The following is a 22695-nucleotide window of genomic DNA, read 5'->3' on the forward strand; positions in this document are numbered from 1 at the left end:
ATGGCAGCATCTCGCTCGACGACTCGCACCGCGAGTCAATCCTATCGCCGTCAAGCGCTGATTTGGCTGATAGCGACTCTGATGTTGGGTGTGACCACCGCTTTGGTATGGATGTTTAGCCAAACGCCAGCGATGGGCGCCAAGATAGAAAACGCGCCCATAGCAGCGCCCAAAACACTGAGTGCGGAGCTTGAGCAGCCATTGAAAATTGAATCGCTGCATGAGCTTGATACTGACGTACAACCGATAAGTTTTGATGAAACGGTTCGTGATTTGCGCAGCTATCCTGATGAGTTTAAAGATAAGCGTTATCTGCTTGCCAACAAAGGCAAGTGGACAGTACAGGTCATGAATGTCGCTGAAAATGAGGTGATTGTCAGTTATCTAGAAGGACGTGAAGACCGTAGCAAATTTACATATTTCCGCTACCTTGATGAAAACGAGCAAGTCCGTTATATGCTGACTTATGGCTTGATGGGCAGTCCACAAGAAGCAGTTGGTGCGGCTAAGCTGATAGATTTTAAGCTGCCTGCCAATGTGCGAGTATTGCCTGAAGAGATCAATCGCTACGTCAGCATCATTGATAATTATGAGCGCCCTGATCCTGTAAAAGATTTGAGTACAAAACGCACCCGTGCTGTCAATCTGAGACCAACCAAGCGTGAAGTGCCGCTACGTCAAAAAACACCGACGGTAAATAACAGTGAGCAACCCGCAAGCAATGCGATCAACCGTACTCCTCAGGAATCGACCAGTAGCAGTGCGACTGAAAGCATTCGTCAGTCCGTTGATACCTCTGATACCTTGACAGTTAATGAAGAGCGTATTTTCGGTATAGAAGAGCAATCTCCTACTACCTCAGCCTCTAAGAATACTGATAATAACCGTAAGCCTGAGCAAGAAAGCAAAAAGCCTGTTGTATCTGGTGCTGATACTAATTCAGCGAAAAAACCACCAGTGGTTGCCACGCCTAAGGCGCCGAATAACACTGCCAATCCCAACAGTACAAATTTGGATAATAAAAATTCAAATGCAAGCTCGGCGAATAAAAATGCCAATAATAGCTCTAACAATGCGGCAGCGCCAAAAGCCAAAAACGACAGTATAAAAGAGCTCATCGAAGAAAAGAAAGACTAATTTTAAGTAAGCACTTACGTCAAAAAGCCCACTCAAAAATACAGTGGGCTTTTTTTATGAATCATTTATTTATGGGTTATGATATCTTATATAACCAATAACAATATAAACACTTACAAAATCTGACGGATGAATCGGCAGAAAAGACTAGATTTTTTGTCAATCATTCACTAATATAAGGATGGGTGACGTTCTGTATAGTTATCGTAAATGGTCATTTGTTAACTTCTAATTTAAGAAGATTTTATTAGATTTAGGATAAATGATTAACAGAAAACATCATATCTCAAGCGCTGCTACTTGTTAGCTGGTTACTAGTTATCCGCTACGATCAGCATATCGCAAGTGGCGCAACTTCTCTTACTATCATCCTTATTAGGATTGTTAAGGCGCTTGAATATAGGCGTCTTATATTCACATTTGATGGATAAACTGCGTTTTTTCAGCTATTTACTAGTTTGGTCATTGAAGGTTATAAGATTCATATTGAAACCTATAACCAACATAAGATCGACAAGTAGTTACGTTGAAGTGCTTAATATTTTGATTTGCGAAGATTGACATTGAATACTTTCACCAAGTTATCCTATCAGTCCGCGTTAAATTGATGTCTTAAATGACGCTAGCATGCATTGCGCTTTGATAATTATTTTTATCATACTCAATGCACTGGCAATAATTTCTCTGCTCGCGCTTTATTTATCCGGATATGTAAATATAATCCAGCCCGTTCTGCTTGCGGAGAATGGTTTGTGCATCACATTGGTTGCATAGACTGCCGCTCACTTAAAAGGACAAGCTATGTCAATGATTTCCTCCCATACGCATTTGGCCTCGCCAGATGATTTTTCTGACAATTGTGGCTTTGGTTTGATTGCTCATATTGAAGGTCAAGCCAGTCATGACTTGGTGAAAACAGCCATTCATAGCCTCAGTTGCATGACCCATCGTGGCGGCGTGGCAGCTGATGGCAAAACCGGTGATGGTTGTGGTTTATTGTTAGCGACACCCGTTGCTTTCTTTAAAGACATTGCAGCAGAGCAACAGTTTAAAATAACGGATAACTTTGCAGTAGGGATGGTATTCGTTAATCCAGATACGGCAACGGCTCAGCATAGCCAACAAGTTTTAAATGAAGAGCTCGCCGCGCAAGGTTTAGAAGTAGCGGGCTGGCGTGATGTTCCACTTGATTTAAGCATTGTCGGTGAAATTGGGCGTCAGACATTACCAGATTTTAAGCAAGTATTTGTCAATGCGCCGGATGGTTTAGCGGCAGATGATTTTAATCGCAAGCTGTTTGTGGCGCGTAAAAAATCTGAGCAACGCTTGGTTGATGATGAGCTGTTTTATGTCTGCTCATTGAGCTGTCAGACTATTATTTATAAAGGTTTGGTGATGCCATCAGACTTGCCAGCATTCTTCTTAGATTTGCAAGATGCGCGTTTGGCGTCGCATATTGTGGTATTCCATCAGCGTTTTTCAACCAATACGCTACCGCGCTGGCCACTAGCCCAGCCTTTCCGCTATCTGGCGCATAATGGTGAGCTAAATACCATCTCCGGCAACCGCAGCTGGTCTGAGGCGCGTACGCCAAAATTAAAATCAGACAAACTGCCCAATTTGAATGAGTTAACGCCCTTAGTTAATAGTAGTGGCTCAGACTCATCTAGCTTAGACAATATGCTAGAAGTTCTGATGTCAGGCGGTATGAGCTTATTTCATTCAATGTCGATACTGGTACCACCTGCTTGGCAGAATGTCGATAGCATGGATATGGATCTGCGAGCGTTTTATGAGTTTTACTCACAGCATATGGAAGCATGGGACGGTCCTGCAGGGCTTGTGATTCAAGATGGTCGCTATGCGGTCTGTATGCTTGATCGGAACGGTTTACGTCCATCGCGCTGGGTGACGACGAAGAATGGTTATATTACAGTCGCCTCAGAAGTAGGGGTTTGGGATTATAAGCCAAAAGACGTGCTCGCTAAAGGTCGTGTTGGACCCGGTCAGATGCTAGTCATTGATACTCAAACCGGTCAAATAATGGATACCAAAGCCATCGCGACCTTGCTCAAAAAGGCGCATCCGTATCGTAAATGGTTACGCGACGAGGCAACTCGTATTCGTGATGATGAGCGCTTAGAAGAAGAGTTAGCAGCGCAAGCATGTCGCGGTGAGCCGCTAAAAGCATTGCAAAAAATGTATCACATCACCAATGAAGAACGCACAGAAATCATCCGTCCTAATGCCGAAAATGCCCAAGAACCAGTCGGTTCGATGGGTGATGATACGCCAATGGCAGTACTATCACAGCAGATCCGCCATGTCGGTGATTTCTTCCGTCAGCAGTTTGCACAGGTCACTAATCCACCGATTGATCCGCTACGTGAATCTATTGTAATGTCGCTACAGACCTGTCTTGGTGCTGAAACCAACGTGTTTGCACCATCGGCACGTGACGCGCATCGCCTTATCTTGTCATCACCAGTGCTCTCAGCAAGTAAGATGCAGCAACTTGAAACTGTGAATGATCCTGCTTTTAAGATGGTACGTATCGACTTAAATTATGACCGTACGCTAGAGCTTTCCGCTGCCATTATCTCTATCTGCGAGCAAGTCGCCACTAGCATTCGTGCTGGTCATACCTTGATTGTCTTATCTGATAAAGACATTGCGGTAGATAAAGTCCCTGCCAACGCCATAATGGTCACAGGGGCGGTGCATCATTATCTGATCGCCCAAGGTATTCGTACTGATGCCAATTTAATTATCGAAACCGGTCTGGCGCGTGACTCACATCAAGTAGCGGTATTGATTGGATTTGGTGCAACCTGTGTTTATCCTTATCTGGCTTATGATGTGATTGATGACTTGGTTGCGACTGGTGAGCTGCTTGGTGATCCGATTCAGGCACGGGTGAATTTCCGTAAAGGCTTAGATAAAGGTCTGCTAAAGATTTTATCAAAAATGGGTATCTCTACCATTGTCTCGTATCGCGGCGCTCAGTTATTCGAAGCGGTAGGCCTTTCTGAAGAAGTGGTCAACTTATGCTTTAAAGGCGTGCAAAGTCGAATTAAAGGTGCAAACTTTGCTGATTTGGCAGCAGATCAAGCGCAGCTTGCGGCAAATGCCTTTAAGCGTCGTGCACCACTTGATCAAGGCGGCTTATTAAAGTTTGTCTTTAATAAAGAGTATCATGCCTTTAATCCTGATGTGATTAATAGCCTACATCTGGCGGTACGAACTGGTAATTATGACAATTACCGTCAATATGCAGAAATCGTCAATAGCCGTCCGGTCGCCACTTTGCGAGATTTACTACAGATTAAAACGGACAATCCACTTGACGTTGATGAGGTTGAAGATATCTCAGCCATTTTGTCGCGTTTTGACTCTGCTGGTATGTCGCTGGGCGCGCTGTCGCCAGAAGCGCATGAAGCCATCGCTATCGCTATGAATACTATTGGTGGTCGCTCAAATTCAGGTGAGGGCGGTGAAGACCCTGTACGTTATGGGACACTGCGTAACTCAAAAATTAAACAAGTTGCCTCTGGTCGTTTTGGGGTAACGCCCGCCTATTTGCGTTCAGCAGAAGTCATGCAGATCAAGGTTGCTCAAGGGGCAAAACCGGGTGAAGGTGGTCAGCTGCCAGGCGGTAAAGTCAATGCGTTAATCGCGCGCCTGCGTTATTCGGTGCCGGGTGTGACGTTGATTTCACCGCCGCCGCATCATGATATTTACTCGATTGAAGATTTGGCGCAGCTTATTTTTGATCTTAAGCAAGTCAATCCAGATGCGTTGGTGTCAGTTAAGTTGGTTTCGCGTCCGGGTGTTGGCACGATTGCAACAGGTGTGGCAAAAGCCTATGCTGACTTGATTACTATCTCAGGTTATGACGGCGGTACGGCAGCATCACCTCTGTCGTCTATCCATCATGCTGGCTCGCCTTGGGAGCTAGGTCTTGCTGAAACTCATCAATCATTACGCGTTAATGGCTTGCGTCATAAAGTTCGTATCCAAACCGACGGCGGTCTAAAGACAGGACTTGATGTGGTCAAAGCCGCCATTCTTGGTGCTGAGAGCTTTGGTTTTGGCACCACACCGATGATAGCGGTCGGTTGCAAATACCTACGTATTTGCCATTTAAATAACTGTCCAACGGGCGTTGCCACTCAAAAAGCCCAGCTACGCGATGATCACTTCATCGGTGAAGCTGAAATGCTGATTAACTTCTTTAAATTTGTCGCAACCGAAACCCGCGAATGGCTTGCAAAGCTTGGCGTGCGCACGATGGAAGAGTTGGTTGGACGTACTGACTTGCTTGATATATTAGAAGGCAATACTGCTAAGCAACAGCATCTTGATTTATCGCCTCTATTATTTAGTCATCCTGCCAGTAGCGGCAAAGCGCAGACTTGTCAAGTTGAGCGCAATGAGCCATTTGATAAAGGCTTGCTTGCTGAGCAGATGATTAGTGATATGCTGCTGAATATTCGTCAAGGCAATGGTGGCGACTATAGTTATTACGTTGGTAACTGTGATCGCTCGATTGGTGCGCGTATCTCAGGCGAGATTGCAGAGTTATGGGGCAATCTTGGCATGAGTGACAAACCTATTAAGCTGCACTTGACCGGAACAGCAGGACAAAGTCTAGGTGTTTGGAATGCTGGTGGCTTGCATATTGAACTTGAAGGCGATGCCAATGATTATGTTGGTAAAGGCATGGCAGGCGGTGAGATTGTGATTTATCCACCAAAAGACTCAAGCTTTGTGACGCAAGATACTGCCATTGTAGGTAATACCTGCTTGTATGGTGCAACAGGTGGCAAGCTATATGCCGCTGGTACGGCAGGGGAGCGTTTCGGTGTTCGTAACTCAGGTGCTCATGCTGTTATCGAGGGCACAGGCGACCATTGCTGCGAGTATATGACGGGCGGTATCATCACCATACTTGGACGTACTGGTCTTAACTTTGGCGCAGGCATGACGGGTGGATTTGCTTATGTACTCGATTTAGAAGGTGATTTCTTTGATCGCTGCAACCATGAGTTGATTGATTTAAATCGTATCTCAAGCGAGCAGATGGAAAGCCACCGTATCTACTTACAGCAGGTCATCGAAAGGCATGTCGATAAAACGGGTAGCGCATGGGGGCAGACCATATTAGCGGACTTCGAGCATTATGCGCGTAAGTTCTACTTGGTTAAGCCAAAAGCAGCAAACGTTGCAACTTTGCTTAAAACCACGACCGCTGATCCGCAATAATTGATCTGATTTATTGATAGCGTTGTGTACCATAATATATAGATATTAGAGGTGCACGACGTTATTCTAAAGATGAATTTATAGATGTTTTGAGCAGGTAAATGACAGCCTATATAAGTAAATTTGCCTTATTGAGGCTGCCTATATCGACTGTCGTTAGCCACTATAAAAGACCCCTATATAAAAGAGACAATACCATGGCAAAACGCTTAGAAAATAGTTTTCAGTTTTTAGATGTGCCAAGGCTTGAGCCGATCAAAAAAGACATCGCCACGCGTTCAACAGAGTTTGTTGAAATTTATCAGCCGTTTGAAAGTGAATCAGTCGCTCAGCAATCGCATCGCTGTTTAGAATGTGGCAATCCGTATTGTGAGTGGAAATGCCCCGTACATAATTACATTCCTAATTGGTTAAAACTAGCCGCTGAGGGTCAAATTTTCCAAGCTGCAGAATTGTGTCATCAAACCAATACTTTGCCTGAAGTCTGCGGACGTGTGTGCCCGCAAGACCGCCTATGTGAAGGCTCTTGCACACTCAATGACGGCTTTGGTGCCGTGACGATTGGCAATGTTGAAAAATATATCAATGACACCGCTTTTGCCCTCGGCTGGCGTCCTGATATGTCTAAGGTCATTTGGACAGACAAGAAGGTTGCCATCATTGGAGCAGGACCTGCAGGGCTTGGCTGTGCAGATATCTTGGTCAGAAATGGCGTCAAACCCGTTATCTTTGATAAACGTCCAGAGATTGGGGGTTTATTAACTTTCGGTATTCCAGAGTTCAAAATGGAAAAAGACGTCATGCGTAATCGACGTGTCATCTTTGAAGGCATGGGCATGGAATTCCGCCTTGAGACAGAAATCGGTACCGATGTCAGTATTGATGAGCTGCTCGGTGAGTATGATGCTGTATTTATGGGTATGGGTACTTATACCTATATGCGTGGTGGCTTTGCTGGTGAAGAGTTGGAGGGTGTATATGACGCTCTGGATTACCTGATTGCCAACGTCAATCGCTGTAATGATTGGGAAAAAGACTCAGGCGAGTATATCGACCTAAAAGGCAAGAAAGTTGTGGTGTTGGGTGGTGGCGATACCGCGATGGACTGTAATCGTACCAGTATTCGTCAAGGTGCTGAGCAAGTATTCTGTGCTTATCGCCGTGATGAGGAAAATATGCCAGGCTCACGTCGTGAAGTGGTCAATGCACGCGAGGAGGGGGTTGAGTTCTTATTTAACCGCCAACCGACTGAAATAATTGGCTTAAACGGTAAGGTCAATGCGGTAAAAGTAGTAACGACGCATCTGGGCGCACCAGACGAAAACGGTCGTCAGTATCCTGAGCCAATTGCCAACTCAGAAGAGATTATACCTTGTGATGCAGTGATAATGGCATTTGGTTTCCGTCCAAGCCCTGCGGATTGGTTTGACGCGCAGCAGATTTCTATGGACAAATCTGGTCGAGTATTGGCAGCGGAAAAACAAACCTTTAAGTTCCAAACCAATAATCCTAAGATCTTTGCCGGCGGCGATATGGTACGTGGCTCTGATTTGGTGGTCACTGCCATTTGGGAAGGTCGTGAAGCGGCTGAAGGGATTTTAGATTATTTAGAAGTGTAGTAATTAGCCTGATTGACACCCAAATGCTCACTTAACCTTGCCTTTTTCTAGTGATGTGCGAGCTTGTTTTGACACTTAACGTCTTTTATCTTTTAATAGGTAAAAGGCGTTATTTTTATGCTTTTTTTAATTCTAATTCTCATTAATGATAAGAGATGTGCTGCGTGAAGCCGACTTTTTTACAACGATTTACCGCTCCTGTGATAGAGCCATACGCTCGCTATCAGCATGCTGATGTGCTGCATGCTATACGTTTGGGCATGGCAGTTATACTCGCTTTATTAGTCAATAAAGTCACCAATTTTCCACATGGAGAATGGACGACTATCACTGTTTTTATTATTCTAGGATTGCTACAGTATCAAGGTGCAATCTATACTAAGGCTAAAGAGCGAGTACTTGGTACTTTATTAGGTATTGGTGCTGCGCTCGGTATTGTATGGTTTAGTCAAGGCGTAGGGACATGGTTGTGGGTAGATTATGTCATCATCGGACTGATGAGTGGTATTATTGGCTATCTGGCGATTAGGAATCTTGGCTACACAGGGTTATTGACAGGTATAACCATGTTGATGATTGTCTCAGATTTGGGTCAAAGCACTATCGGTCAAGATGGTATCTACCGTGCCCTTAATATTTTACTTGGTACAGGGCTTGCCGTTGCAGCGACATTGATTTTGCCATTGAAGTCCACATTGATGTGGCGATTCTTACTGGCTAGTAACCTCGATGCTTGTAGTAATCTTTATGCTAGGGTAGGCAATCATATCGAGACTGCTGAAGAATTGATTGATGGTGATGTTCAGTACGTCAATCCAACAGTCTTTGCCGTACCTGTTAACAAAGCCTTAGTGATAGAGCTACAGCAGATCAATAAAAGACTCTTAGCGGTACGCCCCCATTTGGCAGCAACAACGAGCGAGTCTGGTATCGATAAAGAGACAATTGAGAGTATTCAACGTACCCACCGAAATATTATTGGTACGATTGATCTGCTGCTAACGGCAGCACCGCGCTTAGCCAGTATCGAGATCGATGAGGATAATCATATCCTGCTCATACATTATCAGCACGAATTAACCCAAGTGATGCAACATATGGCAGCAGTGTTGCGTAGCCCAAGTGATGAGGTGTTTCGTCCCATTACGCGTATTACCTTATCAGAATATCCAAGCGTAGAAAATTTAGGCTTTGAATGGCAGGGCTACTTGTGGTTGACACAAACTTTACAAGTGCAATTACAGCAGCTCAGTGACTTATTACAAGAGACTAAGCCGCAGTGGTTTGCGGCTTCTGGTCTGCGCTACCAGCGCCGTGAACAACGACGTATAGAGGAGCATGGTGGTGAAACAGATTTGCATTTATAAATAAAAAACGCTGACTCTATAAAGTCAGCGTTTTTTTACGATCATAATTATTAAAAACAGCTATCAAAAATCGACCATTAATAAACAATGATTAACGACCAGTTTTTAGCTTATCCCAATACTGTTGGTACACCTGCAATGCTTCATCACCAACATCTTCTTGGAATTCAGCTTTTGCCAATACGTCTTTACTAGGGTAGATGGTTGGATTATTTTTGACGTCATCTGGCATCATTTCACGTGCCGCAATATTAGGCGACGCATAACCTATCTCTTCACTAACAATTTTGGAGTTCTCAGGACGTAGCAGATAGTCTATGAACTTGTGGGCTGCATCGACTTGCGTGGCGTTTTTAGGAATGACAAAATTGTCCATCCATAATATCGCACCTTCGGTTGGGTATTTATACACCAAACTGGTGAGACCTTCACTATTAGCAATGATAGCTTCACCATTCCACGTCATACCGACGCTGGTTTCACCTTCCATATATGGCATACGTGAAGCATCTGAGTTAAAGGTTTTTACATTCGGCATCAAAGTGGTGAGCTTCTCATACGCGGCTTTAATTTCGTCAGGATTTCTACTATTGCCAGAGTAGCCTAGGGTTAATAGCGCCATGCCAAACACTTCGCGCATATCATTCATCAGCATCACTTGACCCTTATACTCAGGACGCCATAAATCATTCCAGCTATTGACCGTGGCTGGATCAACCGTCTCGCCATTGATAGCAAGACCGGTGCTGCCCCACATATAAGGAATCGAGTATTTGTTTTCTGGGTCAACTTTGGTATTGGTAAAAGAAGTGTCAAGGTTTTTAAAATTGCTCAATTTAGACTTATCAAGCTCTTGTAGCAGACCTTCTTTTGCCATTTTTTCGACATAATACGTCGATGGAATCGCCAAGTCGTATTGGCTAGAATCATCAAGCAGCTTTAGCTTGGCATACATGGCTTCATTAGAGTCAAATGTGGTGTAATTGACTTTGATACCGGTTTCTTCAGTAAAGCCGTCAAGTATTTCTTGCGGCATATACTCTGACCAGTTATAAAGGTTCAACGTGACATCGCTGGTAATAGAACTATCGACAGGCGCGTTATCAGATTTGCTACAGCTGGTAATAGAGAGCCCGATGGCGGCACAGAGCAATGCTTTCGGCAGTATTTTAATAGAGGTGCGAGTAGACCAATTGGATGAAGATAAATGGGACAAAATGTCTCTCCTAAATTAGGGCAAAAGGTGAAAAGCGGGCGCATGATCCGTCATAAAATTAATTCATTATACGGTTATGATCATGGTAAGTCGAAATTTACAGGGCAGTGATTTAACTGCGTTCAGCACTAGCCAATGCTAGGAGTAATGCTCATGAAGTGATAGCAATCAATCATGCTATGATAAGCGTGACTTGGTCTTTAGCCAGAGCTCTTTAAGTATAGTCATACTCTAACCATAACATAATAATAAAGGATACAACATCATGGCTCAAACCGTTATTCCGGCACTTCTTACTGATAAAGTTGCTATCGTCACAGGCGCCAGTCGTGGTCTCGGCGCTCAAATCGCCATGCAGATGGCAGCGGCAGGCGCGAGCGTTTGCGTGAATTATTTGCATAGTAAAGAGGCGGCTGAAAAAGTGGTTGCTGATATCGAAGCAGAAGGTGGGCGTGCTTTTACTTATCAAGGGGATGTAACTGATTTAGCACAAATGCAAGCAATGGCAGCAGAAGTTATAGAACGTTTCGGATGTATTGATATCTTAGTTAATAATGCTTTACCAAGCTATCAGTTTAACCCGAGTGCTGATTACACCAGTATTGAGACTGTGAAATGGGCACATTTTTCTCAGCAAATTGACGGCATTGTCCAAGGTGCCGTCAATACAGTACAAGCGGTATTACCGCAAATGAAAACTCAGCAGATGGGTAAGATTATCAATATCTCAACCAACCTTGTCTATAATCCGGTCGTCACTTATTACGACTATACAACGGCCAAATCAGCGCTTATTGGTCTAACGCGTAATCTAGCAGCGGAGCTTGGGCAATATGGTATTCGTGTGAACTTGCTAGCAGGTGGACTATTAAAAACGACTGACGCTAGTAAATTAACCACTGAAGAAGTGTTTGATTATATCGCCACCACCACACCACTTCGCCAAGCAACCTCAGTTGCCGACTTTGCAAATTCAGTACTATTGATGGCATCTGACTTAAGCTCAGCTATTACTGGTCAATCTATCGCCGTTGATGGCGGTTTAACGATGCCTTAATAATGGCACTACTTGCTAACTAAATTAATTTGATTATATAAGAGAGATGAGATGACTAACCGTAAACTTGCTGGAATTATAACCGCCGTGCTAGGTCTATGCGCCCTCATTGCTTTCTTTAATTTTGGTATGGATACGCCGATTTTAAGCTGGCCACTGGAAGCTTATCTTGGCGTGGCATTCACTATTGGCTGGTTGACCAATTTACCCACTTTTTTGGCTTATTTAATTGCTGCATTACTCTTTATTTTAGTTGCTGTTGGATTTTATAAGCTAGGCAGTTGGGTCTATGGATTGGTTATGAGAAGGGGTTAATTTTAATTTAGATTTTGTAGACGGAGAATATCCTACAAAATCTAAATAGCATGGCTGATCGTATTCTTGGGGTTTGTAATGAGCTAATAGCAGAGGATAAAAATGGAACTCAACACTTCTCAAAAGTTAGAACTAATAAGCAAATTCGACATTGACTTTGAGTATGGTGATGTTATATATCACGAAAATTGCAACTATTTTATAATATTTAATAAAGAAAGACGCTCTGAAAATGCTAAATTTCTAGCAAAGTTATATGATAAAAAAGGTAAGTACTTATTGACGATTCCATTTCCTGAAGAAGTAATAAACTATCAAAAGATAAATCTTATGTATAGCTGGGGTTGGGAGGTTGAAAATGGAGTAAAAGTCGTGTTTGGTGGCGCTAATGTCTTTATGCATGATTTTTGGCGTGAGTTCGATTTTATTAAAGGGGTATACACCAATCGTGATAGATTTTATTGAGCGGTGCAAGCTAGGTTTTTAATCCAGCTTTCTAGAGTTATTAGAATTTGGTGCTAGGCTAAAAGCCTAGCCTACAAAAACATCTAAGATGCTATATGCAAATGATCGAGTACCGCTTGTATTCCATGCTCCTCAATCGTCCCAGTGACAAAATCCGCACGTGCGATCAGTTCAGGTTTTGCATCGCCCATTGCCACCGCATAGCCGACCAAATCAAACATCTCTAAATCATTGAGCCCATCACCAAATGCCATACAATCCTTTGCATCAATATCGTAATGCAGGCACAAATCGATGATACCGCGTGCTTTAGATGCCTCGATTGGTAATATATCTGCGCCAATATGATGCCAATGCACCAGTTTCAAATCATCTTGGGCAAAGTCAACTTCCTGCATTTTCTCTTCTTGATTGTTAAAAAACACAGAGCATTGATAAACCGTATTTGCCTTATGATAATCTGGGTCAAGGATAGAATTAGATGTTATCGCATTGTATTCACGCAGGCGCGCGTTTTCATGTGACCATGCAATATGCGTTGCCGAATCAAATTTGTGAATGAGTTCACTTTTTTGGCACAGCATTACAATCTTGTTGGTCTGCGTATCGGTTAATGGATAATGGCTAATCATGCCCTCTTTATTAAAGCTGTATTGTCCATTCATACAGATAATGGCATCCAATACATCAGCTTCAAGCAAGGCTAATATATCAGCAGGCAATATGGCTTTGGAACGCCCGGTCGAAATCACCAGTTTAATATCAGTCTGAGCGAGCGCTTCAAGGGTGGCTTTATTCTGTGGCGCAATTTCACCGTTTCGACTTAAGGTATCATCGATATCAAAAAATATGATTTTTGGGGTAAGAGTTTGAGTAGCCGTAATATCTGTGGCGATTTTGTCTTCGATAAACATGATTATCCTATTATGTTTTAGTTGTTTTAATACTAATAATTCAGATACTACTACAATACGTCTAAAGATATAACCATCTATAGATTAACCTATAATGTTGTAAATTTGACTACTGATCGGGTGTTTGCTTTGCTAGTGATACCGTAGATTAATGCATATTTTAAAAGTTAACAAAAACCCTAAACGATGTGACTAAATTAACAGTATCAATTTATTATAAGGTTATGTTTAATGGTCTAAGTTTCTAAATAAAAAAAGACAGTATAGTTTCATTTTCAATATCTGAACTATAGTTAAGTCGTTATAAAATCGATACAGCCTATATCATGAAATAGTTTAGGCAGATTATTCTCCATCCAACCTTGGCGTAAAAACTTTGCTTGTGCCCACTTCTTTTCAATGGGGTTGAGATCAGGACTGTAGGGTGGCAGGCATAGAATGCGATGGCCATGCCTGTTCAGTAATCTCTGAATACGCTTATTTTTATGAAACCGAGCATTATCCATGACAATCACGCATTTAGTCTTGAGACTTGGAATAAGCGTGAACTTGCACCAGTCATAAAATATATGGCTGTTGACATTCTGTTCAAAGTAATCAAGCGCAAACAGTACTTTCTCATAGAGAGCACCGATGACGTTGGTACGTTTTTTTGCTTGCCAGTTGTAGCTATCGATACAGGGTTTACCTATCGGTGCATAGCCATAAGGTCTGATAGTTTCAGCCTCAAAGCCACTTTCATCCATATATACTATGGGATAACCTTGCTGCATAAAGCTACTAAGCTTACTCTGATACTGAGCTCTCTTTATCAGACATGCTTTTGGATGCTCCAGTGTCTTTTTTTTGACTGATGCCAAGACGCTTTAGAGCATTGAAGATGCCCGTTTTACTACAATTTAATCGACGAGCTCTTTCGTAGTTATAATCATCAGGGAATATTCTTACGTCTTCAATCAATGCGTCATCAGGTATTTTAGTCGGTGCTTTATTTCTGGTTGTTTTAGGGGCTAAATTCTGCTGCCAGCTGTGAATGGTGCTGGTGCTAAGTCCATAAAACAGGGAAGCTTCACGTATGGTCATACCATTAGCGATGCTAGAAAGTACCTGCTTGCGATAGTCTATTGAATAAGTCATCGTTTATTTCATTAAATGCAATTGTTAATAGGATTGTATCGGTTTTATTTAGATTAGACTATATAAATAAGCGTGGGTTATGCGTATGTTAGACATAAAACAATGCTATAGGAAAATAAAGAGTAGACTTGTGGACTATTAGAATAATGATATCGGAGTAATGGCGCTAAGTTTTATAGTACAATTGTACTCTGAGAAGTATCAGTATTTTATCTCATTAAAATTTCAATGCGTGTTTCTAGAAAGCAATAATGCTAGATGACAAAAAAATATTAAGAAACGAAAAAATATTATTAATCATACTTTATTTTGAAGTGTATCTTAAATTAGATTGGGTTTTTATAAATAAGGTTTTTCATGCATATAACAACAAGCCAACCTTCAGAAAACAGAAAAACGCATGGCGAGCATATTCTTATCAACATGACATACATCGCCAAGAATGTCGATCTAGATTCGGGAATAGAGCTGACTCGTGCTCTTGAGTATTGGCGAAGATACTTTGAAGAAAACGATATAGTTTCAGCTTTAGTTATTAGCGAAGGTTATTTCGTTCAAAGCTTTCAAGGAACAAGGCCTGCTATCAGCATCGCTTTAGAAAAGATACTTGACAAGCATTCAACCATTTTTCCTAATATTGCTAATATAGAAGAAATAGAATCGCGTCAATGGGATGGGTTTTTAATCAAACATCTAACATCAAGCGCTGAAAATGAAGAATACGCATTAAAAAGCTTCTCAGCAGGTCTTGATTATAATCCGTATCTTATGAGCAGTGCTCAGATTACAAGCTTTCTAAAAGCTATCTTTGAGGATAGCGAATCCAGCAAATTTTAATGACTATTATGCGTTTACTATCAAGACAATGCGCTTTAGATAGCCTAAAGCCGTCTATACAGGGCGTATAGGCGGCTTTAGGCTCATTAATAGATCTTAAATATCGAAACGATACATCTTATTCTGCTACCTCAACACTCGTCACATTTTGAAAGCCTCGTGGCAACTGACCACCACGACTGCCACGTTTAGCAGTATAGTTTGCTAAGTCCATTGGCTTTAAGGTCACATGACGCTTGCCAGCAGTAATGACTAAGCTGCCCTGTTTACTGAGTGGCGTGATGGTAAGCACTTCCTCATCACCTTTTAGGTTGATCATCTTATTACCCTTGCCGCGAGCCTGTTCAGGCAAATCATCAAGCGCAAATATCAATAAATAGCCAGCATTGGTGACCACAGCGATATGATCGAGAGTAGAGCTATTTTCGCTAGCAGGGATGCCATTATTCTCAGAGCTTACAATCACCTCAGTTTGAGCATCAATACGGGCGATAGGTAATAAACGACTATCAGCAGCTAGGTTAATGATATTTTTACCGGCTTTTTGATTGCTATCTAGATTACCAATGGTGTTAATAAAACCATAGCCTTGCGAGCTGGCTAAAATAATACGCTGGTCATTGTCGCCAGTAAGCAATTGCTCAAAAGTTGCCCCTGCTGGCGGTTTTAAGACGCTGGTCAGCGGATCACCTTGACCACGAGCAGAAGCGAGGCTATGCGCATCGATACTATAGCTGCGTCCGGTACTATCGAGCACGTAGATCTTCTCATTAGATTTAGCGCGAACGTGGGCTTGGTAGCTGTCACCTGAGCGATAAGCCATGCCAGCAGCATCAACGTCATGACCTTTAGCCGCACGAATCCAGCCGGCTTTCGATAGGATAGCGGTGACAGGTTCGCTTGGTACGAGGTCAGATTCTTTGAGCGCTTGCGCTTCTTCGCGTTCTGCCAATTGCGATACGCGCTCGTTACCGTGTTCTTTCATGTCGGCGGTGAGCTCATCAATCATTAGATTGGTCAGGCTATCTGGATTGTCCAAGTATTCTTGAATGATGGCGCGTTCAGCAGCTAAATCATCTTGCTCGCGGCGCAGCTCAATCTCCTCTAACTTTGCTAACTGACGCAGACGAATATCCAAGATAGCATTGGCTTGTATTTCAGTCAGGTCATAATCTTGCATTAATGATAATTTTGGGTCGTCTTCTTCACGAATGATGCGAATAACTTCATCGATATTCAGATACGCAATCAGCAAACCTGCGAGGATATGTAAGCGCTTATCAATTTTATCGAGGCGATATTGCAAGCGGCGCGTGACCACTGAGCGGCGACAGATGAGCCATTCTTCAAGGATTTCTTTAAGGTTTTTAACCTGCGGCTTACCATTTAGGCCAATCATATTCATATTGACGCGGTAATTGCTTTCTAGGTCGGTACTGGCAAATAAATGGCTCATGACGCGAGCGACATCGACCCGTGTTGATTTTAGCTCAAGCACGATACGGCAAGCGTTTTCGTGATCTGATTCATCATGAATATCAGTAATCCACGGCAGCTTCTTATCGGTCATCAGCTTGGCGATTTGCTCTTGAATTTTATTGCCTGAGACTTGGTAAGGAAGCGCATCGATGATAACAAGATTTTTCTCTTTCGGATCAATATGGAAGGTTGCCCGCATTTTATAGCTGCCACGTCCAGTCTCATACATCGCTTGCAAGTCTTTTTTGCTGGTGATGATCTCAGCTGGGGTTGGCAAATCAGGCGCTGGTATCGATTGAGTTAATTGCTTAACCGACAGCTCAGGGTTTTTGAGCAGACGAATCGCCGCGCGTACCACCTCATTCAGGTTATGCGGCGGAATATCCGTTGCCATACCGACGGCGATACCAGTTGTTCCATTCAATAAAATATTGGGCAGGCGGGCAGGCAGGGTGGTTGGCTCCAACATCGTACCATCGAAGTTATCTTGCCAATCAACCGTACCTTGACCAAGTTCCGCGAGCAAGGTATTGGCATAAGCAGACATTTTAGCTTCGGTATAACGCATGGCGGCAAATGATTTCGGATCATCTGGGCTACCCCAGTTACCTTGACCAGTGATCAGCGGATAGCGATAGCTGAAAGGCTGTGCCATCAGTACCATCGCTTCATAACAAGCGCTGTCGCCATGCGGATGATATTTACCCAACACGTCACCAACGGTACGCGCAGACTTTTTCGCCTTCGCTGTCGATTTTAGCCCAAGCTCGCTCATGGCATAAACAATACGGCGCTGGACAGGCTTTAGACCATCAGCAATATTTGGCAGCGCCCGATCCATGATGACGTACATGGCATAATTAAGATAGGCTTGCTCAGCGAACTCTGCCACTGAGCGCGTATCCATTGGTTCATTTGCAAGGATTGAGTCAAGCGTGTGATCGATAACATCGGACATAAAATAGGGTTCACTTATCAGTTTTAATAGGTATAAAAAATCGGTGCAATCGTGCAAATAGGATAGTGCTATCCTAAAGGATATTGGTGCAATTAAAAAGCCACTACTCAGTATAAACGACAGTGCATGACGTGCTTAAGCTAATGGTCTTATGAAGCATGATGATCCTGTAATGTTTTGGTCGATAGTTTTTAGAAACTAAGATGAGTGTCGTTCATGTTACTGTTTTTTATTCTCTTACTTATCACATTTACATTTTCATCCATATAGCCTTAATAATGCTCATAATCATAAAATCGATACAGGCAAGCAGTGTACAGGCTAAGCGCTTATCGTTTTGCTCAATGTCACTTCCACATTTTAATGGATTCTATCTACGAATAGACGATAAATACTTATCAACAAAAAGTGGGTTATTTGCTCGGAATCCTAATTAACTCACTGATATAAATGTAAATATTGACCGTCAAGTCACTTTACGAACTCAAGTAGCATTTTTTTGTATTGAGTAGTTTGTATAAAGTGTGTATGTTAAACAATAAAGGGCTATTTACCGCTAAATTGTTGACTCATCACAATATCTTTGCACCGCCAGCCTTGCTTGCCATCACTATGGTGAGCTTGCACACCGAGTCTTTGTACGTTTATCACATTGTGATAATTATGGGTTTACAGCAGCGCATTATTTATTAGGAGAAGTAAGATTATGGAAAATCAAGGTAACCAGATCCGTCGTAACGATAAAGTATGGGTAAAAACTTACGAAAAGCTTGGTATTCAATATGATATTGATATGCCAGCCGCCAATACTTCTTTAATCGATATATTTGAACGAAATTTTGTTAAACATGCTGGTAAAACAGCGTTTGTGTGTATGGACGTCAAGCTTTCCTACGAAGATTTAGATCGCTATAGTAAACAAATTGCTGCCTACTTGCAGTCACTTGGGCTGAAAAAAGGCGATAAAGTCGGCGTTATGATGCCAAATATTTTGCAGCTACCGGTTGCAGTATTGGGTGTGCTGCGTGCGGGTATGACCTTGGTCAACGTCAATCCGCTTTATACCTCAAAAGAGCTTGAGCATCAGCTAACAGACTCTGATACCAAAGCCTTATTTATTTTAGAGAACTTTGCCAAAACCTATGAAGAGATTGGTAAAGACTTGGTTGACCATGTCGTCGTAACCTCGATGGGCGACTTGATGAGCCCGTTGAAAGGCTTTATTGTCAATATGGTCGTGCGCCATGTGAAAAAACTGGTACCTGATTATAACCTTAAAAGCAGCACCAACTTTAAAACGGCACTGAATCGTTTTCCGGCGAAAAATTATAAACGTCCAGATAATATCTGCCTTGATGATATTGCTGTTCTGCAATATACCGGTGGTACCACGGGTGTTGCCAAAGGCGCGATGCTTACCCATGGCAACTTAGTTGCCAATCTGATTCAGTGTGATACCTATCTTGGTGATGCTTTCGATAAATTTGACGGTATGGCTGAGCAACCCGTTATCATGACGGCATTGCCGCTGTATCATATCTTCTCATTTACCGTTTGTGGCATGTTCGGCTTATATCGCGGCTGTATCGGTCTACTGGTGCCGAATCCACGTGATGGTGCAAGCTTGATCAAGGCTTATAAAGATTACCCACCTGCGTTTTTCCCAGCAGTTAATACCCTGTTTAATGCATTGGCGAACAGTGAGGTATTTAAAGCCTTAGATCATAGCAAGCTTGAGATGTCTATGGGCGGTGGCATGGCGGTTCTAAAAGATACTGCTGAGAAATGGCAAAAAATTACTGGTAACGTGATTGTACAAGGTTATGGTCTGTCAGAGACTTCTCCGGTTGCGTCTGCAAACCCACAGGGTAATGGTGAATTCTCAGGCAATATCGGTCTGCCGATGCCAGCGACTGACATGGCTATCTTGGATGAAGAAGGCAATGAAGTAGCCCTTGGTGAGCGCGGTGAGATTTGTGTTCGTGGTCCGCAAGTGATGAAAGGCTACTGGAAACGTGATGATGCTACGGCTGAAGTCATGACGTCTGACGGTTATTTCCGTACCGGTGATATCGGTGTGATGGATGAAGAAGGCTATTTTAAAATTGTTGATCGTAAGAAAAACATGATTTTGGTATCAGGCTTTAACGTGTATCCAAACGAAGTAGAAGATGTGATGTCCGCCCATCCAAAGATTTTGGAATGTGGTGTCATCGGTGTCGAAGACGAAAAGAGTGGCGAAGTACCGAAGATTTATGTGGTGCGTAGTGATGACAGCTTGACGAAAGAAGAAGTGCTTGCCTATAGCAAAGAAAACCTAACCGGTTATAAGCGTCCGCGTTACGTTGAGTTCATCGATGAGTTGCCAAAATCGAACGTCGGTAAGATTTTACATAAAGATCTACGCGTACTTGAAGAAAAGAACCACGGTTAGAATATTTACCATCAAGTTCAAAGCGCTTTTTATCTGCTTTCATCTTTATCTGTTAGTAAGAAGCAGGGATGAAAACCGCTTAATAGTTGATGTGGCAGTTAGTAGAAACAGCCAGTAAAAATAGCTATGATATATTGTTGTAAAAGATGGTTATCAATGATGATAAGGTCGCTTATATAGGGCCTTATCATTTTTTTGTTTTCCTATTATGATTTGGTGGTATTCATAGAGAATTCTCCATAAAGCTGATATAGTCCGTATCGATATTTTTTGCACTTAACGATAAAAGTGTGGATTTTTTAGCCCAGAGCTTTCACAGCATGATCACTATAAAGCACTGTAGCTGTGTTAGCTTTAACGGTTTTATAGTAAATAATAGAGTGGAGTGTGAAGGTGATAATTTTGATTTAAAAGATTTGTGAATGATAAGATCTGTTTGCTTATGAGCGAAAAGACTTCTTATTCACAAGTTTTTGATTTTGCAAATGAGTGACTAACGACCACGGTGATTTAATTAGACATATTCTATATTTTAACGGCCACATTTAAGGAAAATTATGACTGATAATATCAATAAAGAGATGACAGACCATAAAGCTGCGAACAATACTCAATCAAAGGCTGGAACGAACGCGTTTCCTACTATGCCGACGATAGCGAGTGACAGTCCATGGTTAAGTGCTTATGAGCGCTATGGCATTAATGCTACCATTGAGATGCCAGATGACAGTACCTCTTTACTTGATGTGTTCGAGCGTAATTTCAGCCGTTATGGACAGAAAACTGCCTATATCTGCATGGGTGCTTCTATTACCTTTAAGCAATTGGATTTATACAGTCGTCAAATTGCCAGTTATTTACAGTCATTAGGGCTCGTAAAGGGTGATAAAGTCGGTGTCATGATGCCCAATATCTTGCAGTATCCTGTGGTGGCTTTGGGTATCATTCGCGCAGGTATGGTGCTGGTCAATGTCAATCCTTTGTATACCAGCCGCGAGTTATCGCATCAGCTGCATGACAGTGGCACCAAAGCATTGTTCATCGTCGAAAACTTTGCAAAAACTTATCAAGATGCGCAAGATAAGGGTCAAGTGAAGCATGTGATCGTCTGTAAAATTGGCGATATGTTAGGCACGATCAAAGGACCCGTGGTCAATCTGGTCGCCCGCCATGTCAAAAAAATGATTCCCGCGTATCGTTTGCCAGAGAGCACGAGCTTTAAGCAGGCATTAAGTGCCGTATCAGCTAGCAAATATCAGCGTCCTGATTTGAACTTAAGCGATGTGGCATTATTGCAATATACCGGTGGTACAACTGGGGTAGCTAAGGGTGCGATGCTGTCTCATGGCAACTTAATCGCCAATATGCTACAGATTAGCGCGCTCATGGACAGCGCTTTTGAAGAGGATATAGACGCTACTGATGTGCTTTTGACCGCACTACCGCTATACCATGTGTTCTCGTTTATGGTTTGCGGGATGTATAGCATGTACCAAGGTTGTGCTGGTTTGCTGATTCCAAACCCGCGTGATCTTGATGGTTTGATTAAAGAGATGGGCAAATACAAACCGGCCTTTATCCCTGCAGTAAATACTTTGTTTAATGGCTTGGTACATAAAGAAAGTTTTGCAGATCTGGATTTCTCTAGTTTAAAAGCCTCTATCGGTGGCGGTATGTCGGTACTCCCAAGTGTGGCAAAAGAGTGGCATAAGATCACTGGTCTGCCTATCGTTGAAGGCTATGGCTTGTCTGAAACCTCACCAGTGGTTGCCTTTAACCCAATGACCATTGCTGAATTTACCGGGAAGATTGGTATTCCTGCCCCTAGTACCGATGTCATTTTGATTGACGATGATGAAAACATGGTGGCTATCGGTGAGCGTGGTGAAATCTGTGTCAAAGGTCCACAAGTCATGATTGGCTATCAAAACCGCCCCGAAGAAACGGCTGAAAGCTTTACTGCCAGTGGTCATCTTAAAACAGGCGATATCGGCATTATGGACGAAAAAGGCTTTATCAAAATTGTTGACCGCAAAAAAGACATGATTTTGGTTTCTGGTTTTAATGTCTATCCAAATGAAATCGAAGAAGCCATGAGCGAGCATCCAGGGATAGTAGAGTGCGGCGCGATCGGGATTCCAAATGATGATCGTGGCGAAGATCCAAAGCTATATGTGGTCAAAAAAGGTAATGTGACCGAGCAAGAGCTGCTTGATTTTGGCAAAAAACAACTGACCGGCTATAAGCGTCCACGTCATATTCAATTCGTTGACGAATTACCAAAATCAAACGTGGGCAAAATCCTGCGTAAAGAATTGCGTAAGATGGAAGGTTTAGAATAACTTTTACAGCTATTTTTAATCAAGACAGCGGTGTGATAGCTTGTGTGAATCTTGCTATTGCACCGTTGTCACGTTAGGATAACCTAACATTTAGCCCTGCTAGAGCATTCAGCTGTCATTTATTTTAATAAATAAATTTGCTGGAAATACTGA

General features: G+C 42.5%; 16 protein-coding genes. 11 read left to right on the top strand and 5 right to left on the bottom strand.

Annotated elements, in window-relative coordinates; all coding sequences use genetic code 11:
• The 4 genes from FQ082_RS02810 (at position 1) to FQ082_RS02825 (ending at position 9388) form a co-directional block, all read left to right on the top strand.
• Entirely contained in the window at positions 1–1137 is a 1137-nt protein-coding gene (locus FQ082_RS02810) for a hypothetical protein (RefSeq protein WP_149491965.1), read from the top strand.
• 801 nt (positions 1138–1938) lie between these two features.
• Positions 1939–6402, top strand: coding sequence for a glutamate synthase large subunit (gene gltB / locus FQ082_RS02815; RefSeq protein WP_149491966.1), 4464 nt, complete (start codon positions 1939–1941; stop codon positions 6400–6402).
• 197 nt (positions 6403–6599) lie between these two features.
• The gene (locus tag FQ082_RS02820) at positions 6600–8021 is read left to right on the top strand and encodes a glutamate synthase subunit beta (protein ID WP_011514477.1); all 1422 of its coding nucleotides are present in this window, start codon (positions 6600–6602) and stop codon (positions 8019–8021) included.
• A gap of 155 nt (positions 8022–8176) precedes the next feature.
• Positions 8177–9388, top strand: a complete 1212-nt coding sequence (locus FQ082_RS02825; protein WP_149491967.1) for an FUSC family protein — start codon at positions 8177–8179, stop codon at positions 9386–9388.
• A 91-nt stretch (positions 9389–9479) separates the two neighbouring features.
• Here FQ082_RS02825 and FQ082_RS02830 read toward each other — a convergent pair whose 3' ends face one another.
• On the bottom strand, positions 9480–10604 hold the full coding sequence (locus FQ082_RS02830) for a PotD/PotF family extracellular solute-binding protein (RefSeq protein WP_149491968.1): 1125 nt from the start codon (positions 10602–10604) through the stop codon (positions 9480–9482).
• Positions 10605–10869: 265 nt separating this feature from the next.
• Between FQ082_RS02830 and FQ082_RS02835 the strand changes: the two genes are divergently transcribed.
• The 3 genes from FQ082_RS02835 (at position 10870) to FQ082_RS02845 (ending at position 12441) form a co-directional block, all read left to right on the top strand.
• Positions 10870–11661 (top strand): 3-oxoacyl-ACP reductase, encoded by a 792-nt coding sequence (locus tag FQ082_RS02835; protein ID WP_149491969.1) that lies wholly within the window; start codon positions 10870–10872, stop codon positions 11659–11661.
• A gap of 51 nt (positions 11662–11712) precedes the next feature.
• Positions 11713–11976 carry a hypothetical protein gene (locus tag FQ082_RS02840; RefSeq protein ID WP_149491970.1) on the top strand — a complete coding sequence of 88 codons (264 nt, stop codon included), beginning with the start codon at positions 11713–11715 and terminating at the stop codon, positions 11974–11976.
• Between the two features lie 102 nt (positions 11977–12078).
• Positions 12079–12441, top strand: coding sequence for a hypothetical protein (locus tag FQ082_RS02845; protein WP_149491971.1), 363 nt, complete (start codon positions 12079–12081; stop codon positions 12439–12441).
• Between the two features lie 83 nt (positions 12442–12524).
• Here FQ082_RS02845 and FQ082_RS02850 read toward each other — a convergent pair whose 3' ends face one another.
• From FQ082_RS02850 to FQ082_RS13115, 3 genes are all read right to left on the bottom strand, one after another.
• Positions 12525–13355: a Cof-type HAD-IIB family hydrolase gene (locus tag FQ082_RS02850; protein ID WP_149491972.1), complete on the bottom strand. Its 831-nt coding sequence runs from the start codon at positions 13353–13355 to the stop codon at positions 12525–12527.
• 293 nt (positions 13356–13648) lie between these two features.
• A complete protein-coding gene (locus FQ082_RS02855) occupies positions 13649–14215 on the bottom strand; it encodes an IS630 family transposase (protein WP_262498136.1) in 567 nt (188 codons plus the stop codon).
• On the bottom strand, positions 14142–14492 hold the full coding sequence (locus FQ082_RS13115; RefSeq protein ID WP_262498137.1) for a transposase: 351 nt from the start codon (positions 14490–14492) through the stop codon (positions 14142–14144). The genes FQ082_RS02855 and FQ082_RS13115 overlap by 74 nt, the downstream gene beginning before the upstream one ends.
• A 357-nt stretch (positions 14493–14849) precedes the next feature.
• On the opposite strand from FQ082_RS13115, the gene FQ082_RS02860 reads away from it, so the two are divergent.
• On the top strand, positions 14850–15329 hold the full coding sequence (locus tag FQ082_RS02860; protein WP_149491973.1) for a hypothetical protein: 480 nt from the start codon (positions 14850–14852) through the stop codon (positions 15327–15329).
• A 118-nt stretch (positions 15330–15447) separates the two neighbouring features.
• Here the strand turns inward: FQ082_RS02860 and parC are convergent, their stop codons facing one another.
• Positions 15448–17766, bottom strand: a complete 2319-nt coding sequence (parC, locus tag FQ082_RS02865) for a DNA topoisomerase IV subunit A (protein ID WP_149491974.1) — start codon at positions 17764–17766, stop codon at positions 15448–15450.
• A gap of 528 nt (positions 17767–18294) precedes the next feature.
• Between parC and FQ082_RS12970 the strand changes: the two genes are divergently transcribed.
• From FQ082_RS12970 to FQ082_RS02875, 3 genes are all read left to right on the top strand, one after another.
• Complete coding sequence (locus FQ082_RS12970; protein WP_188018899.1) at positions 18295–18459, top strand: hypothetical protein; 165 nt, start codon at positions 18295–18297, stop codon at positions 18457–18459.
• A 13-nt stretch (positions 18460–18472) separates the two neighbouring features.
• Positions 18473–20200, top strand: a complete 1728-nt coding sequence (locus FQ082_RS02870; protein WP_133104795.1) for an AMP-binding protein — start codon at positions 18473–18475, stop codon at positions 20198–20200.
• Positions 20201–20757: 557 nt separating this feature from the next.
• A complete protein-coding gene (locus FQ082_RS02875) occupies positions 20758–22542 on the top strand; it encodes an AMP-binding protein (RefSeq protein ID WP_149491975.1) in 1785 nt (594 codons plus the stop codon).
• Positions 22543–22695: the final 153 nt, after the last annotated feature.

Origin of the sequence: Psychrobacter sp. ANT_H56B (assembly GCF_008369245.1) — a bacterium.
Classification (GTDB): domain Bacteria; phylum Pseudomonadota; class Gammaproteobacteria; order Pseudomonadales; family Moraxellaceae; genus Psychrobacter; species Psychrobacter cryohalolentis.

Bases quoted from the DNA above. Each gene is read 5' to 3' on its own strand.
- gltB (WP_149491966.1), top strand. From the start codon at position 1,939: ATGTCAATGATTTCCTCCCATACGCATTTGGCCTCGCCAGATGATTTT.
- FQ082_RS12970 (WP_188018899.1), top strand. From the start codon at position 18,295: ATGTTAAACAATAAAGGGCTATTTACCGCTAAATTGTTGACTCATCAC.
- FQ082_RS02850 (WP_149491972.1), bottom strand. From the start codon at position 13,355: ATGTTTATCGAAGACAAAATCGCCACAGATATTACGGCTACTCAAACT.
- FQ082_RS02875 (WP_149491975.1), top strand. From the start codon at position 20,758: ATGACTGATAATATCAATAAAGAGATGACAGACCATAAAGCTGCGAAC.
- FQ082_RS02860 (WP_149491973.1), top strand. From the start codon at position 14,850: ATGCATATAACAACAAGCCAACCTTCAGAAAACAGAAAAACGCATGGC.
- FQ082_RS13115 (WP_262498137.1), bottom strand. From the start codon at position 14,492: ATGACTTATTCAATAGACTATCGCAAGCAGGTACTTTCTAGCATCGCT.
- parC (WP_149491974.1), bottom strand. From the start codon at position 17,766: ATGTCCGATGTTATCGATCACACGCTTGACTCAATCCTTGCAAATGAA.
- FQ082_RS02825 (WP_149491967.1), top strand. From the start codon at position 8,177: ATGTGCTGCGTGAAGCCGACTTTTTTACAACGATTTACCGCTCCTGTG.
- FQ082_RS02820 (WP_011514477.1), top strand. From the start codon at position 6,600: ATGGCAAAACGCTTAGAAAATAGTTTTCAGTTTTTAGATGTGCCAAGG.
- FQ082_RS02840 (WP_149491970.1), top strand. From the start codon at position 11,713: ATGACTAACCGTAAACTTGCTGGAATTATAACCGCCGTGCTAGGTCTA.
- FQ082_RS02870 (WP_133104795.1), top strand. From the start codon at position 18,473: ATGGAAAATCAAGGTAACCAGATCCGTCGTAACGATAAAGTATGGGTA.
- FQ082_RS02845 (WP_149491971.1), top strand. From the start codon at position 12,079: ATGGAACTCAACACTTCTCAAAAGTTAGAACTAATAAGCAAATTCGAC.
- FQ082_RS02835 (WP_149491969.1), top strand. From the start codon at position 10,870: ATGGCTCAAACCGTTATTCCGGCACTTCTTACTGATAAAGTTGCTATC.
- FQ082_RS02810 (WP_149491965.1), top strand. From the start codon at position 1: ATGGCAGCATCTCGCTCGACGACTCGCACCGCGAGTCAATCCTATCGC.